The 15,415-nt window shown below is 58.0% G+C and carries 12 protein-coding genes; 9 read left to right on the top strand and 3 right to left on the bottom strand.

Annotated features, from left to right (window positions below):
- Nucleotides 1–457: 457 nt before the first annotated feature.
- Entirely contained in the window at nucleotides 458–607 is a 150-nt protein-coding gene (locus AVI_RS31050) for a hypothetical protein (RefSeq protein ID WP_156553207.1), read from the bottom strand.
- Between the two features lie 88 nt (nucleotides 608–695).
- Between AVI_RS31050 and ccoN the strand changes: the two genes are divergently transcribed.
- From ccoN to ccoP, 4 genes are read left to right on the top strand one after another with little or no spacing between them, the layout of a single operon-like run.
- A complete protein-coding gene (gene ccoN / locus AVI_RS08165) occupies nucleotides 696–2,336 on the top strand; it encodes a cytochrome-c oxidase, cbb3-type subunit I (RefSeq protein WP_041697930.1) in 1,641 nt (546 codons plus the stop codon).
- 10 nt (nucleotides 2,337–2,346) lie between these two features.
- On the top strand, nucleotides 2,347–3,078 hold the full coding sequence (gene ccoO / locus AVI_RS08170) for a cytochrome-c oxidase, cbb3-type subunit II (RefSeq protein WP_015915912.1): 732 nt from the start codon (nucleotides 2,347–2,349) through the stop codon (nucleotides 3,076–3,078).
- A 10-nt stretch (nucleotides 3,079–3,088) separates the two neighbouring features.
- Entirely contained in the window at nucleotides 3,089–3,250 is a 162-nt protein-coding gene (locus AVI_RS29020) for a cbb3-type cytochrome c oxidase subunit 3 (RefSeq protein WP_049777167.1), read from the top strand.
- Nucleotides 3,251–3,252: 2 nt separating this feature from the next.
- Entirely contained in the window at nucleotides 3,253–4,116 is an 864-nt protein-coding gene (ccoP, locus tag AVI_RS08175; protein ID WP_015915914.1) for a cytochrome-c oxidase, cbb3-type subunit III, read from the top strand.
- Between the two features lie 117 nt (nucleotides 4,117–4,233).
- Here ccoP and AVI_RS08180 read toward each other — a convergent pair whose 3' ends face one another.
- A complete protein-coding gene (locus AVI_RS08180; RefSeq protein WP_015915915.1) occupies nucleotides 4,234–4,587 on the bottom strand; it encodes a VOC family protein in 354 nt (117 codons plus the stop codon).
- 345 nt (nucleotides 4,588–4,932) lie between these two features.
- Here AVI_RS08180 and AVI_RS08185 point away from each other — a divergent pair, with 345 nt between their 5' ends.
- Both AVI_RS08185 and uvrB read left to right on the top strand, forming a co-directional pair.
- Nucleotides 4,933–6,870, top strand: a complete 1,938-nt coding sequence (locus AVI_RS08185; protein ID WP_015915916.1) for a putative bifunctional diguanylate cyclase/phosphodiesterase — start codon at nucleotides 4,933–4,935, stop codon at nucleotides 6,868–6,870.
- Between the two features lie 140 nt (nucleotides 6,871–7,010).
- Nucleotides 7,011–10,016, top strand: a complete 3,006-nt coding sequence (gene uvrB / locus AVI_RS08190; protein ID WP_015915917.1) for an excinuclease ABC subunit UvrB — start codon at nucleotides 7,011–7,013, stop codon at nucleotides 10,014–10,016.
- 288 nt (nucleotides 10,017–10,304) lie between these two features.
- Here the strand turns inward: uvrB and AVI_RS08195 are convergent, their stop codons facing one another.
- Nucleotides 10,305–11,864, bottom strand: coding sequence for a gamma-glutamyltransferase family protein (locus AVI_RS08195; protein ID WP_041696546.1), 1,560 nt, complete (start codon nucleotides 11,862–11,864; stop codon nucleotides 10,305–10,307).
- Between the two features lie 247 nt (nucleotides 11,865–12,111).
- Between AVI_RS08195 and AVI_RS08200 the strand changes: the two genes are divergently transcribed.
- The 3 genes from AVI_RS08200 (at nucleotide 12,112) to AVI_RS08210 (ending at nucleotide 15,407) form a co-directional block, all read left to right on the top strand.
- Nucleotides 12,112–13,311, top strand: a complete 1,200-nt coding sequence (locus tag AVI_RS08200) for an amidohydrolase (protein WP_015915919.1) — start codon at nucleotides 12,112–12,114, stop codon at nucleotides 13,309–13,311.
- Between the two features lie 95 nt (nucleotides 13,312–13,406).
- Entirely contained in the window at nucleotides 13,407–14,627 is a 1,221-nt protein-coding gene (locus AVI_RS08205) for an amidohydrolase family protein (protein ID WP_015915920.1), read from the top strand.
- A gap of 99 nt (nucleotides 14,628–14,726) precedes the next feature.
- On the top strand, nucleotides 14,727–15,407 hold the full coding sequence (locus AVI_RS08210; RefSeq protein ID WP_015915921.1) for a GntR family transcriptional regulator: 681 nt from the start codon (nucleotides 14,727–14,729) through the stop codon (nucleotides 15,405–15,407).
- The last annotated feature ends 8 nt before the right edge of the window (nucleotides 15,408–15,415 follow it).

A 15,415-nucleotide genomic window follows, 5' to 3' on the forward strand; every position in this document is an offset into this window, starting at 1 on the left:
AGGGCGTTATTGACAAGCGCGAAGGTGTTAGCCACATCTCCGCCCTGCACGAATGCCGAATATCTCAAATGCATCAAAGGCTTGAGATGTCCGGAAATGAAATGCCAGGGCCATTTTCAAAGAGCCATGGTCGTCGGTCGCAGCGCCGGGCTCTGAACTTGGCAACGCGGCATCGTGCAAGGGCGCGAAAAATCCCGCCTTGAAGACCGTTTCCCGATCAGAATGCGTAATGCGCACTGAAAGGGTCACTTAGGAAACGCCAGAGACCCTTTCCAGGCCATCAAGTGTTCCGCCGCAACTGCCGGTTCGCAATGTCTCCGCATCGGATGCTTGTCCGATGCCTGCGACACAATGCCATTGCCGTCCTTTATATATCGCCGCCTTTGCATGGACTGCCTTGATTTGAATCAAGGTTGCAGAGGCTGCGGAATGTCAAACAGAGACTCGACGCAGAAGTCTATCCATCCGGCAGGCGGCATGGCGCGGCGAGCAAGACTGCTTTTCCTCGAAATGCAAAACGCTCTATCTCGCTGTTTTTACGTACTTTTGCTGGAAATAATCTGGCGCTGTCAGAAAAACGTTCCGGCAACGGAATGGCTTTTCTCATGGAGCGACTGCGCAAACCACAAATCAGGGCGGAACCCTTCCCTTAAGGAGGGGCCGTGCCGACACAAAGCCGTTGGGGGATGCCAACAATGAATTATACTTTCGAAACCATGGTTTTGGCCATTCTGGCCTTTGCCGCGCTGCTCGGGGCGGGTTTCGCCTATGACAGCCTGTTTGCTGCCCATATGTGGGTGGCCTTTTTCGTGCTTCTGGGGGCGACGGTCGTCATGTTGCGCCATATCCGGTTTGCGCCGGTGACGGCTGGCATGTCGAGTCGTGCAGCGGCGCAACCCAAGTCTGAATATTTCGACGAGGTCATTCGTTATGGCGTCATCGCCACGGTGTTCTGGGGTGTGATCGGCTTTCTTGTCGGGCTGGTCATCGCCCTGCAACTGGCCTTTCCCGATCTGAATTTCGGCCCCTGGCTGAATTTCGGGCGGCTGCGGCCATTGCACACGTCTGCCGTGATTTTTGCCTTTGGCGGCAATGCCCTGATCATTACATCGTTTTATGTGGTGCAGCGCACGTGTCGCAGCCGTTTGTTCGGCGGCACGCTCGGCTGGTTCGTGTTCTGGGGCTATAATTTCTTCATCGTCATGGCTGCCACCGGCTATCTGCTCGGGATCACCCAGGGCCGTGAATATGCGGAACCCGAATGGTATGTCGATATCTGGCTGACAATTGTCTGGGTCGCCTATCTCATTGCCTTCCTGGGCACGATCCTGACCCGCAAGGAGCCGCATATCTATGTGGCGAACTGGTTCTATCTGGCCTTCATCGTCACCATTGCCATGCTGCATATCGTCAACAATCTGGCGATCCCGGTCTCCTTCCTCGGCGTCAAGAGCTATTCAGCCTTCTCCGGCGTGCAGGATGCGCTGACGCAATGGTGGTACGGGCATAATGCCGTCGGCTTCTTCCTGACGGCGGGCTTCCTGGGCATGATGTACTACTTCGTGCCCAAGCAGGCCGGTCGCCCGGTCTATTCCTACCGGCTGTCGATCATCCACTTCTGGGCGCTGATCTTCATGTATATCTGGGCCGGTCCGCATCACCTGCATTATACAGCGCTGCCCGATTGGGCGCAGACGCTGGGCATGGTGTTCTCGATCATGCTGTGGATGCCGTCCTGGGGCGGGATGATCAACGGGTTGATGACGCTTTCGGGTGCCTGGGACAAGATCCGTACCGATCCGATCATCCGGATGATGGTCATGGCCATCGCCTTCTACGGCATGTCGACTTTCGAAGGCCCGATGATGTCGATCAAGACGGTCAATTCGCTCAGCCACTATACCGAATGGACCATTGGTCACGTTCACTCCGGCGCACTCGGCTGGGTCGGCATGATCACCTTCGGCGCGATCTACTACTTGACGCCCAAGCTCTGGCACCGCGACCGCCTCTATTCGATGCGGATGGTCAACTGGCACTTCTGGCTCGCCACGCTCGGCATCGTCGTCTATGCCGCCGTGCTTTGGGTTGCTGGTATACAGCAGGGCTTGATGTGGCGTGAATACGATGCGCAGGGCTTCCTGGTCTATTCCTTCGCGGAAACCGTCAAGGCCATGTTCCCCTACTATGTCATGCGCGCCGTTGGCGGCGGGCTCTATCTCGCCGGCAGCCTGGTCATGGCCTGGAATATCACCATGACCATTCTCGGCCACCAGCGCAACGAGGCGCCTCTTGCAGGTTCGGCCATGGCGCCTGTCCTGCAACCGGCGGAGTAAGGAGGGCACCATGTCCATTCTCGATAAACACAAAATCATCGAAAAAAATGCCAGCCTGCTGCTTTTGGGTTCGCTGCTGGTGGTTGCGATAGGCGGTATCGTCGAAATCGCACCGCTGTTCTACCTGCAAAACACCATCGAAAAGGTGGAGGGCATGCGGCCCTACTCGCCACTCGAGCTGGCCGGTCGCGACATCTACATCCGCGAAGGCTGTTACCTCTGCCACAGCCAGATGATCCGGCCGTTCCGTGACGAAGTGGAACGTTACGGTCATTACTCCCTGGCGGCGGAATCGATGTACGACCATCCGTTCCAATGGGGTTCCAAGCGCACCGGGCCGGATCTGGCCCGGGTCGGGGATCGCTACTCGAACGATTGGCATGTCCAGCACCTGAGCGATCCGCGCTCGGTGGTGCCGGAATCGATCATGCCGAAATACGCGTTCCTGAAAGAAACGCCGCTGAAGATCACCAATGTCTCCATGGACCTGAAGGTCAACAGCGAAGTCGGCGTACCCTATACCCAGGATATGATCGACAATGCCAAGGCCGATCTGGCTGCCCAGGCGGACCCGAATGCCGATACCACGGCGTTGCTGGCCCGCTATCCCAAGGCGAAAATCGGTGATTTCGACGGCAACCCGGCGGTCCTGTCCGAAATGGACGCGCTGATCGCTTATCTGCAAATGATCGGCACTTTGGTGGACTTCACCAAATATGACGACGCAACCGGCTACCGTTGAGGAGGGCGTCATGGAAGGAACCGAAATCTATACGGCCATGCGCCATTTCGCTGACAGCTGGGGCATGCTCGCCATGCTGCTGTTCTTCGCGGGCGCCATTCTCTTCGTCTTTCGTCCGGGCGCCAAAGAGCGGGCGGAAGATGCTGCCTCTATCCCCTTGCGGGAGGACTGATCATGTCTGACAAACACATTGACGAAATCAGCGGTGTCGAAACTACGGGCCATGAATGGGACGGCATCCGCGAGCTGAACAATCCGATGCCGCGTTGGTGGGTCTATACCTTCTACGCTACCATCGTCTGGGCCATCGGCTATACGGTGGTTTATCCGGCCTGGCCGATGCTCTCTACCAATACCAAGGGCCTGTTCGGTTATACCAACCGTGCCGCTGTCACCGCCGAGCTTGCCGACGCCAAGGCAGCGCAATCGGTGTTTACCGACAAGATCGCCGCCCTGCCGATCAAGGATATCCTGGCCGACAAGGACCTGACCGAATTCGCCACCGCTGGTGGTGCTGCGGCCTTCAAGGTCAATTGTACCCCCTGTCACGGTTCCGGTGCGGCCGGTGGCCCCGGCTATCCGAACCTGAACGACGATGACTGGCTGTGGGGCGGTAGTGTGGATGCCATCTACACGACGCTGCAACACGGTATTCGCTACACGAGTGATCCGGAAACCCGGGCGTCGGAAATGCCGGCCTTCGCCGACATCCTGAAGCCCGAGGAAATCCGCCAGGTCTCCGCCTATGTCGTCAGCCTGACGGGCAAGCCGTCCAACGACGCATTGGTTGCGCCTGGAAAGCAGGTCTTCATGGACAATTGTGTTGCCTGCCACGGTGAAAAGGCCGAGGGCAACCGCGATCTCGGTGCGCCCAATCTCGGCGACGCCATTTGGCTGAAGGTCAAAGGCGAGCAGGAGATCATCCAGCAGGTGGCTCATCCCAAGCATGGCGTCATGCCGGGATGGTCAGCACGTCTAGGCGATACGACAGTCAAGGAACTGACCGTCTACGTCCACTCACTCGGCGGCGGGGAGTGATAACGAGCCGCCGGGGCTCAATAGTTCCGGCAGCTCTCCTTTGATCTTGCAGGAAGATGGGTTTAGCGAAGGCAGGCTAGGTACAGCATCATCCCAATTGCAGCTTTGTGCCCGATATTAGACACTGTCCGACCAGATAGCCAGTTCATAGCCATCCAGGTCGCGGAAGTGAAATCGCCGACCGCCGGGAAAGGGAAAGATCGGGCGGGTTATCGTGCCGCCTGCGCTTTCCACGCTGCTCAAGGCCTGTTCCAGATCATCAGCAAACAGGATGACGAGCGGCCCGCCGGTTGCCGAGACCGGGGCCGTCGTGGTAAATCCACCTTTCAGCCGACCATCGTTGAATTCGGCATAATCCGGTCCGTAATCGGTAAAGGACCAGCCAAAGGCCGTGGCGTAGAATTGTTTTGAGGCCGAAATGTCGCGCACGTTGAATTCGATATAATCAATTTGATCGTTGCGTTGCGTCATGCTCGACCATCTCCTCTGGATTGTATTTTCCTGCTGCACAATCCCTTAAACCGGTTGCGGTTTAAGGCGAAAATTATGCGGCACTACAAAGGCGCTAAAGTGAAATTTAGCGCACTCATAGGGTGCATTGAGTGCGTGACGGTTCCCGTGACGCATAATTCTAAGACGTGGCACAATTTTTAACTGCATTGTTCATTATTTCTTACCGAAAAGGCGCAATCTTAGCGCCAAGCTCGTAAAAACACAATTATTGCGCCTAGTTTGAAGAATGAGATAGTCTTGTTTTCAGAAACTGCGGATCAAAAAGCATTTTTGCTGTCGTCTGCCCATAAGGCGCGGGCTTCCATGGCATTGCATGGCAGCGGAACAGCGGCAGTTTACAATGTGATGGCTGGGCTATCCACGTCCATTCTGCTTCTGGCCGAGGCGAATAACGTCAGCGTCGTTGTCGGCTGGATGACAGCGTTGGCTGTCGCGACGTTATTTCGCTTCCTGTTGTCGCGCCATCTGCTGCACCGTCACTATGCCTCTTCCAATCCGGATGACGTGCTTCGGCTGATGTGCATCACGGCCTGCCTGCAAGGGACCGTATGGGCTCTACTGCCGACAGCGGTGGTCGATATGGACTTGCTGGGCCGTGATGCGTCTATTCTGGTGGTTATCGGCGGTCTGGTGGCGACAGCCATGTTCCGCCAGGCCGGCACCAGTCAGGTCGCCTTCAGCTACTGTATTCCGATGATTTTAGCGATATTGTGGAATTTCGCGATTCATGGTGGCATCATTGCGACCGTCTCCACGTTTAATTTCATCGTATTGGCCATATTCATGTCGCACCTGCTGTTGAAGGCGGACAGGACATTTATGGAAAGCGAAATGGCCAAGCTGAGCAGCCAGGCCGCGACGCAATCGCTGACCATTGCCAATGAGGACATTCACCACAAGAATTTGCGGCTGGAGGTTCTGGCCAACGGTGATCCCGTGACGGGGCTGTTCAACAGGATCTACTTCAATGGACGACTCGCGGGGGAAATTGCTGCTGCCAAAGTCGGAAACCGGGAAATTGGCCTGTTATTGGTCAATGTCGATCGGTTCAAGCTGATCAACGATGCTTTTGGTCATCGCGGTGGAGACCAGTTTCTGGCGATCCTGGGGCAGAGGTTGAAAAATGCCGCCGGTGGTGATGCCGTCACAGCCCGGATCAGCGGTGATGAATTTGCAATTCTGTTGCGGAACGGCGACGTGCGCCAGGATTGCCGAGCGCTTGCTGAGACCGTTATCGCCGCGTCCATGGTTCCTATTGCCGTCCATGGCACTCAGGTCAGTCCTGGTTTGAGCGCCGGGATTGCGTTTTTTCCCGACCATGCGGAAAATGGTGACGGGCTGTTTACCTGTGCCAGCATGGCTTTATCGGATGCCAAGCAGGACGGTCGCGGTCAATTGCGGGAATTCGATCATCAGATCAAACAGCGCATCGATCGCCAACGGCGTATCGAGCAGGACCTGCCAGCAGCACTTCGCGACACTGCGCTCGAGACCTGGTTCCAGCCACAGGTCGATCTTGCGACGGGCAAGATCGTCGGTTTCGAGGCGCTGGTTCGCTGGTTCCATCCGGAGTTCGGGGCGATTGCCCCGCCTGAAATCGTCAATGCCGCCCAGGCCATGCAGATGTGTGAGGCGTTGACCGGTTTCGTGACAGAAAATATCTGCCAGCTGCTCAACAGGCTGAAAGAGCTAGGCATGCCGGAGACGGCTGTCGCCTTGAACGTATCGCCGCGCGAATTTGCGCTCTATGACGTATCTGTCATGCTGGACCGGATTACCACTGCCTATGGCGTCAGTCGCAACCTTCTGGAAGTGGAGATCACCGAGGAAACCATTCTGGATCTGGCGGTCGCGGGTGAACAACTGACCCGGCTTGAAAATAGCGGCTATAAACTGACGGTAGATGATTTCGGCATGGGATACTCGTCCTTGGCCTATTTGATCAGCCTGAAGATTACCCGGTTGAAGATCGATCGCAGTTTCGTCACCGGGATCAGTAATTCTCCAAAGAACAAGGCGCTTGTTGTCGCCCTGGTCGGTCTCGGCCGTGCACTGGGTGTCGATATCGTGGCGGAGGGTGTGGAAACGGTGGCGGATGCCAGGACGTTGACCGAAATCGGCTGCACGATTGGCCAGGGCTATTATTTCTCCCGGCCCATGCCCGCCGATATGCTGCCCAAATGGCTCGACTTTAAAAAAAAGCAACTGAGTGAGAAAAAATCACGGCGCGCCGTGGCCTGAGGGAGGCCAGTCAGGGACATGAGCCCTTGGTTTTTCCGAGAATGCAAAGGGATAAAAACTTTAGCGAAATTGTTGCTTTTTTGTTCTGATTTTCGTCTGGCGCACTTCACTTTGCCTGCGGTCTTATCCATATTCGAACCATGGCCAGATCTCCGAAAAAATCTCCCGTCCGTAACAATGACAACCCATCGCAGGATGAGGCAGGATCGCCGTATGCCGGTGGGTTTGAAGAGGCACCGCAGGCAGCTTTTGAAGGAGCGCCCTTGAGCGGGAGTGTCGCAGATTGGGTGAAACAGCTGGAAGCCGAAGCGGAAGCGGGGGGCATCGAAAGCCAACGGGAACTCGCCTCCAAGGCTGGCAAGCATCGCAAGAAGATCGAAATCGAAGCGCGCAGGCATGCCGAAAAGATAGCGCTTGAGAAGAGCACGGGCCGCAAGACTGAGGCCGCCGACCCCGTAAAGGCCGGTCGCACTGCCAAGGCCAAGAGCGAAGACGGCGGCAGTGCCATGCGCACCTCACGCGGCGTGTCCATCGGCGCATCTTCCGACCCGGCCACGCGCGCTGCTGCCGGTCTTAATCCTGTCTCTGGCATGGACACGTCGCTTGAAGAGGCGCAGAGCCTTGCCCCCGGCGCTGTGACGGCGACCGTAGAGGCGCTGTCAGCGCTGATTGAAAGCGGCAATCCGCTGTTCAAGGGTGGTAAGATCTGGGCGCCGCATCGGCCCGCCAGGCCGGAAAAGTCCGAGGGGGGAATCCCGATCCGCATGGTGTCGGATTACGAACCGGCGGGCGATCAGCCAACGGCAATCAAGGATCTGGTGGAAGGCATCAATGCCGGGGAGCGCAGTCAGGTTCTGCTTGGGGTGACTGGTTCCGGCAAGACTTTCACCATGGCCAAGGTGATCGAGGCGACCCAGCGGCCAGCGGTGATTCTGGCGCCGAACAAGACGCTGGCGGCCCAGCTCTATTCGGAATTCAAGCATTTTTTCCCCGACAATGCGGTGGAATATTTCGTTTCCTACTACGATTACTATCAGCCGGAAGCCTATGTGCCGCGTTCGGATACGTTTATCGAGAAGGAAAGCTCGATCAACGAGCAGATCGACCGTATGCGCCATGCAGCCACCCGCGCCATCCTGGAGCGCGACGATTGCATTATCGTCGCCTCGGTGTCCTGCATCTACGGTATCGGCTCGGTCGAAACCTATACGGCGATGACCTTCCAGATGTCGGTCGGCGACCGGATCGATCAGCGGCAATTGCTGGCCGACCTCGTGGCCCAGCAATACAAGCGGCAGGACATCAATTTCGTGCGCGGCTCTTTCCGGGTGCGGGGCGATACGATTGAAATTTTCCCTGCCCACTTGGAGGATGCCGCCTGGCGGATTTCGATGTTCGGCGACGAAATCGATGCGATTACCGAATTCGATCCGCTGACCGGCCACAAGACCGGCGATATGAAGTCGGTGAAGATTTATGCCAATTCGCACTATGTCACGCCGCGCCCGACGCTGAATGGGGCGATCAAGGCGATCAAGGAGGAGTTGAAGCAGCGGCTGGCCGAGCTGGAAAAGGGCGGGCGTCTGCTGGAGGCGCAAAGGCTGGAGCAGCGCACCCGCTACGATATCGAAATGATGGAAGCGACCGGCGCCTGCGCGGGCATTGAAAACTATTCGCGCTACCTGACGGGCCGCGCACCAGGCGAACCGCCACCGACCTTGTTCGAATATATTCCCGATAATGCCTTGCTGTTCATCGATGAAAGCCATGTCTCCGTCAGCCAGATCGGCGGCATGTATCGTGGCGACTTCAGGCGCAAGGCGACGTTGGCCGAATACGGCTTCCGGCTGCCATCCTGCATGGATAACCGACCATTGCGATTTGAGGAATGGGACGCCATGCGTCCACCAACCGTTGCGGTTTCGGCGACGCCCGGCAGTTGGGAGCTGGAGCAATCGGGCGGCGTGTTTGCCGAACAGGTTATTCGCCCAACCGGCCTGATCGATCCGCCGGTCGAAGTGCGCTCCGCCAAGACCCAGGTTGATGATGTCTTGGGCGAGATCAAGGAAACCTCGCTGAAGGGCTATCGCACGCTGGTAACGGTGCTGACCAAGCGCATGGCCGAAGACCTGACGGAATATCTGCATGAGCAGGGCGTGCGGGTGCGCTATATGCATTCGGATATCGATACTCTGGAGCGTATCGAAATCCTGCGCGATCTCAGGCTCGGTGCCTTCGATGTGCTGGTTGGTATCAACCTGCTGCGCGAGGGGCTGGACATTCCTGAATGCGGCTTCGTCGCCATTCTCGATGCAGACAAGGAAGGCTTCCTGCGCTCCGAGACCTCACTGATTCAGACGATTGGCCGTGCGGCGCGTAATGTCGATGGCAAGGTCATTCTCTATGCCGATCAGATCACCGGCTCCATGCGGCGCGCCATGGACGAGACGTCGCGTCGCCGGGAAAAGCAGGTGGCTTACAATCTCGAACACGGGATCACGCCGGAATCGGTCAAGTCAAAAATTTCCGACATTCTCGATTCGGTCTACGAGCGCGACCATGTCCGTGCAGACATTTCCGGAGCGAGCGGCAAGGGCTTTGCGGCGGGCGGTCATCTGGTCGGCAACAATCTCCAGGCCCATCTTTCGGCGCTGGAAAAGCAGATGCGCGATGCCGCCGCCGATCTCGATTTCGAAACCGCAGCCCGTTTGCGCGACGAAATCAAGCGTTTGAAAGAAGTCGAACTGGCCAGCATGGGTGATCCCGGCGAAAAGGCAGCGGCCCGGGCGCAAGAGCAAGCGGTGGCAGGCCAGCCTGCTAGCGGTGCTACCGATGTTTCCCGTCAGGATTCCAGTGAAACTGGCTCCTATTTCGCCAAGCCATCCCTGGATGACATGGGTCCTGGCACGGACACGGCCAAGCCACTGTTTCGCAAGAACAGCCTGGATGAAATGACTGTTGGGCGGACGGAAAAGCCTGTTCCCGGCAAGCTTCCTGAAAAGCCGGTTCCGAAAATCGGCGATTCCAAAATCGACGATCCACGCCCCATCGTTCGCGCCAAATCTGGGGTCGGTTCCTATGAAGATGCCGGGGATCAGAAGCGCAAGACACGCACCAAGGGGAAAACTGGCAAGCCGGGACGGTGAATTAAGTTGTATTTTCCGGTCCGAAAATTCGTAAAAACAAATATATAGAGAAACGCGGTGTCTCCGTGAGGCATTAAAGGTCTCTAAATTTTGTTAGAAAACGTAAAAACCGTTGACACATCTCCAGATAGATGAAAACAGGATTCAACCGAAAAGCCCCCCTTTCGGTTGAATCCTATAGCATCGTGTAAAAACCGAAACCGGTACGATGCTATAGGATCTAGCTTGCGCGGCGGTTGTTTCCGAAATTCTGTCCCAAACCTTTGTCGATTATCTCAACGCAATTGGTCAACGCTCGCCGAGGGTGAGCGCCACACCTTCACCGCGTGGGTCGTGAGCGCCTGCCAGGCGGCCATCTGGGGCGATGGCGATAACGCCTGCCTGGCCCGCGATTGGACTTTGCGGCTCAATGGGTGCGAGCTGGTGGCCGAGATCGGCGAGACGATCGAGGACGGGCTGGCCGCAATCGGCTTCGATTTTCAAACTGTCGCGGCTGTCGGAAAACGTTTTGCCCAATAAGAACCGTGGTCCGGCCAAGGCTTGCGTGGGAGGTTGCGCATAATCGATCAGTCGTGTCAGCAGCATGGCCAGGGTCTGCGGCTGGCCGTCTGCACCTTGGGTGCCGTAGATCAGTGCCGGTTTGCCGTCGCGTAGTGCAAGTCCCGGGTTGAGGGTATAAAACGGTCTTTTTCCCGGTTGCAGGCAATTGGGGCTTTTCGGATCAAGCGAGAAGGCCGCACCCCGGTTTTGCCAGAGAATGCCGGTATCGCCAACGACAACGCCGCTGCCCCAATCGAAATAAGTGCTTTGCAAGGTGCTGACGCTTTGGCCCGCAGCGTCAGTCGCGCCGAAGAACACTGTGTCACCTGTTCGGTAGGGATGCGGCCAGTCCAGCGCCCGGTCTGGGTTGATGGCGCTGGCTGCCTGTTGCAATCGTTCTGCCGACAGCCATTCCCGCACGGGTTGATCGGCAAAGTCCGGATCGGCGATCCGGTCGCGGGTCAGGAAAGCCTGTTTCACCGCCTCAACGACCAGATGCAGATGCTGGGCGCTGCCGGGGGTGAGGGCGGACAGGTCGAAATGCTGGAGAATGCCCATGATCGCAAGAGTGGAGATCCCTTGTGTCGGCGGCGGCGGCGCGAGAAGCTCCAGCCCGCGATAGGATAGACGCGCCGGTTCCACCTGCCGCGTGCGTGTGGCTGCCAGATCGGCAAGGGTGATTGGCGACCCAACGGCCCGAAGCCCATCGGCGATACGCTGGGTGAGGGGGCCTTGGTAAAAACTGCGCGCACCATGGCTGGCAATATCCTCCAGGGAACGGGCCAGCTCAGGCTGGCGAAAGATCTCTCCCGTGGCAAAGGGTTGTCCATTGTTGAAAAACAGGTTGATGAAGCCCGGCCAGTCGGCTAGCACATCCTTGCGCATATCGAGCCAGAAGCCTTGCGAGCGGCTGACCGGAAAACCGTGTTGCGCATGATGAATGGCATCCTGCAACAGGTCGCCGAACACCTGTTTGCCACCCCAATACTCAATGGAATAGCGGTGAACGGTCTCCCAGGCATCAACAGTGGCGGCGGTGGTCAGGGTCGAAAGCGGACCGCGCAGCGGAATACTGTCACCGGTAAATTCCGGTAGCTTTGCGGCTGCCTGACCGATCCCCATAAAACAAGTCTGGCGACCTTGCCGGTCGGCCAGAATCCAGACTGAGTCGCCGCCCAGGCCGCAGAAATGCGGGTAGACGACGGCCATGGCGGCGGCCATGGCGATGGCGGCTTCCGCTGCCGTGCCGCCACGCTCCAGAACAGCCAGTCCGGCAGCGCTTGCCAGGGGATGCGGGCTGGTGACCATTCCAGAGTCAGGGCCGGAAGCAGCGTGTGTCGTGGGGGAAATGGTATGAGATGCAGAGGGCATGGGTACGTTCCGGCAAGAGGCGGGGAATAATCAACTCCAAGCCTGACACGGAACACCAAATTACCGCAATCCTGACTTTGCTTTAAACCTCGCCTCCGGCCAGGAAATACGCCATGATCCGACCCGTATTTTACCTGTCTGTTTGGCCGTGCGATTGCCCATCTGTCTGAAAGCCGATCCTTCCATGAGCGCCACTCTCGTCGTTTTCAATGCCCGCAATGGTCTCGGTGATCCCGTTGATATCGTTATTGCCGGTCATGCCATTGCCGCTATCGGCCCAGCGGCGGGTGAGGGCGTTTCAACGGAAAAACCGCGCATCGATGCTCGAGGCGGTCTGGTCCTGCCGGGCCTGGTCGATGGTCATGTACATCTGGATAAAACGCTGATCGGCATGCCGTTCATTCCCCATATTCCCGGAGGCACGGTCGCCGAGCGGATCCGGGCCGAAAAAGCGCTCCGCCGCTCGCTGCCTTTGCCGGTCGAGGTGCGTGGGGCTAAGCTGCTGGAGAAGATGGCCACCTATGGCACCGTCGCCTGCCGTAGCCATGCCGATATCGATACGGAAGTCGGGTTGGCAGGGCTAGAAGCCATATTGTCCCTGAAGCAAAGCCATGCTCATCTGGTCGATATTCAGACAGTGGCGTTTCCACAGTCCGGCGTGCTGGCCGATCCCGGCACTGCTGATCTGCTGGAGCAGGCGGTCAAGGCGGGTGCGGACCTGATCGGTGGTCTTGATCCAGCCGGGATCGACGATGACATTACCGGCCACCTGAACGCGATTTTTGCTATCGCCGGACGTCACGGCGTGGGGGTGGATCTGCATCTACACGATCCGGGCCCGCTCGGCGCGTTCGAAATCCGCCAGATCGCCAAACGGGCTTTGGCGCAGGGACTGCAAGGCAAATGCGCCGTCAGCCATGCCTATTGCCTGGGCGCTCTGGATGATATGGATTTCGGGCGCACAGCGGAAGCGCTGGCGCGCGCCGATGTGGCGATCATGACCACCGGCCCCGGCGATACCAGCATGCCGCCGATCAAGCGGCTGAAAGCTGCGGGCGTGCGGGTGTTTTCCGGCAATGACAATATCCGCGATGCCTGGTCGCCGCTCGGCAATGGCGATCTTTTGGAGCGGGCGAGCATTCTCTGCGACCGGCAGAACTTTCGCGCCGATGCCGACCTTGAACATGCTTTCGCGCTTGTCAGTACCCTCTCGGCTGAGGTTTTAGGACGCAGCAATGCGACACTCGGCAAAGGGTGTCCCGCCGATTTCATCATTCTGCCGGTTGCCTCGATTGCCGAAGCAGTGGCGGCGCGTCCGATGGAGCGTATGGTGTTCAAGGCAGGTGTGCTGGTTGCCAGCAATGGCAATCTCGTCGCCTCATGACTGTCATCCGTGCATGGGATATTGGTTGCGGGTGGGAATAGATTTCATGCAGCAGAGACGGGTGATGGGTCAGTCGGAAAGGAAAATGAAAACGCATGGCGATTGATTTCGTGTTGCGCCGCGCCAGGTTGCCATTGTCGGCGCAACCGCTGGACATCGCCTTTGAGGCGGGGCGGATCGTTGCGCTGGAAGCGGATTTCCGTTGTGATGCGCCGCAGGAGGATGCGGCAGGCCGGTTGGTCTGCGCCGGGTTGATCGAAACCCATCTGCATCTCGACAAGGCAGGGATCATCGGGCGCTGCCGGGTGTGTAGCGGAACGCTGGCGGAAGCCGTGTCGGAGACCTCGAAAGCCAAGCAGGCCTTTACCGAGGAAGATGTCTATGCCCGCGCCGCCGATGTCGTGGAACGGGCCATCGTCCAAGGCACGACCCGGATCAGGACCTTCGTGGAAGTCGATCCACGCGCCGGTTTCCGATCGTTTTCGGCGATCCGCAAGCTGAAGGCCGATTACGCCCACCTGGTCGATATCGAAATCTGCGCCTTTGCCCAGGAAGGGTTGACCAATGAGCCGGAAACCGAGCGGATGCTGGAAATCGCCCTGTCGCAAGGGGCCGATCTGGTTGGCGGCTGCCCTTACACCGATCCAAGGCCCGCCGAGCATATTTCCCGAATTTTCGAGCTCGCGCAGCGCTTCGATGTGCCTGTCGATTTTCACCTTGATTTCGATCTCGATCCTTCCGGGTCCAACCTGCCGACGGTCATTGCCCAGACGCTGGCGCGTGGCTATCAAGGCAAGGTCTCTGTCGGCCATGTCACCAAGCTTTCCGCAATTTCTCCCGACGAAGTGGAGCGGGTGGCAAAGCAATTGGCCGAGGCGGGTATTACCGTGACGGTTCTGCCTGCCACCGACCTGTTTCTGACCGGTCGGGATATCGATCATCTTTGCCCAAGGGGAGTTGCTCCGGCGCATCTTCTGGCCCGCCAGGGGGTGAATGTCACCATCTCCACCAATAATGTTCTCAACCCATTTACGCCCTTTGGCGATGTCTCGCTGATGCGCATGGCCAATCTCTACGCCAATGTTGCCCAACTGGCGACGCCTGCGGATCTGAACCAGGTCTTCGAGATGATTACCCGCTATCCGGCCCGGCTGATGGGGCTGGATGAACAGCTGAAGGTTGGGGCTGCGGCTGATCTTGTCCTTTTTGATGCCGTCTCCGGTGCCGAGGCCGTGGCGACGATTGCACCGGCGGTGACTGGTTGGAAAAACGGTGTGAAGACGTTCGAACGCAAGCCGCCGCAGCTCTATCGGTAACGTCGAAATATTTGCTCATGGTCATCTCTCCGTCATGTTTGCGTGCTGATGTCCGCCCGACTTTCTATCGGGAATTTACTTTCTATTTCAGGAGTTTGCATGCGTTTGTTGTTCCTGCCAGCTGTGGTTGCCGCCATGACCGTTTCTTGCCCGAGCCATGCCGCCGCGCCCGCCTCCTGGCCGGATACGCCTGTGTCGCGGTTGCAGGCATTGGCCGTATTGCAAACGCTGAATGCCGATCTGCTGAGCCATGACAGTGCCACGCTGACGCTGGACCGCTGGTGCAGCACCCATAAGCTGGCGGATGGAGCAAAAATCACAGCAGAGCGGGTAAAGGATGTCGACAAGCCCGCCACGGGAGAGATTCGCGCCGCCCTCAAGGTCGCGGATGGTGACAAGGTCGGCTATCGCCGGGTGCGATTGAAATGCGGCGACCGTATCCTGTCTGAAGCCGACAACTGGTATGTGCCGGCCCGGCTGACGGATGACATGAACAAGGTGCTCGACACGACGGACGGTGCGTTCGGTCGTGTGGTGCAGCCGCTGCATTTCCAGCGGCACACGATATCCGCCGAGCTTTTGTGGAAGCCATTGCCGGACGGATGGGAGATGGGCAGTGTGGTGCCACCGGCCAGCGGCGATCCCTTGTCGGTGCCTGAATATGTTCTCCAGCACAAGGCATTGCTGAGTGTGCCGGATGGAACGCCGATCAGCATGGTGGTGGAAACCTATCGCCACGACCTGCTTGATTTTGCGCCGCCGAAGCTCGATACCAACTAATGTCTCCG

The sequence above is a fragment of the Allorhizobium ampelinum S4 genome, from assembly GCF_000016285.1.
In the GTDB taxonomy this organism is placed as follows: Bacteria; Pseudomonadota; Alphaproteobacteria; order Rhizobiales; family Rhizobiaceae; genus Allorhizobium; species Allorhizobium ampelinum.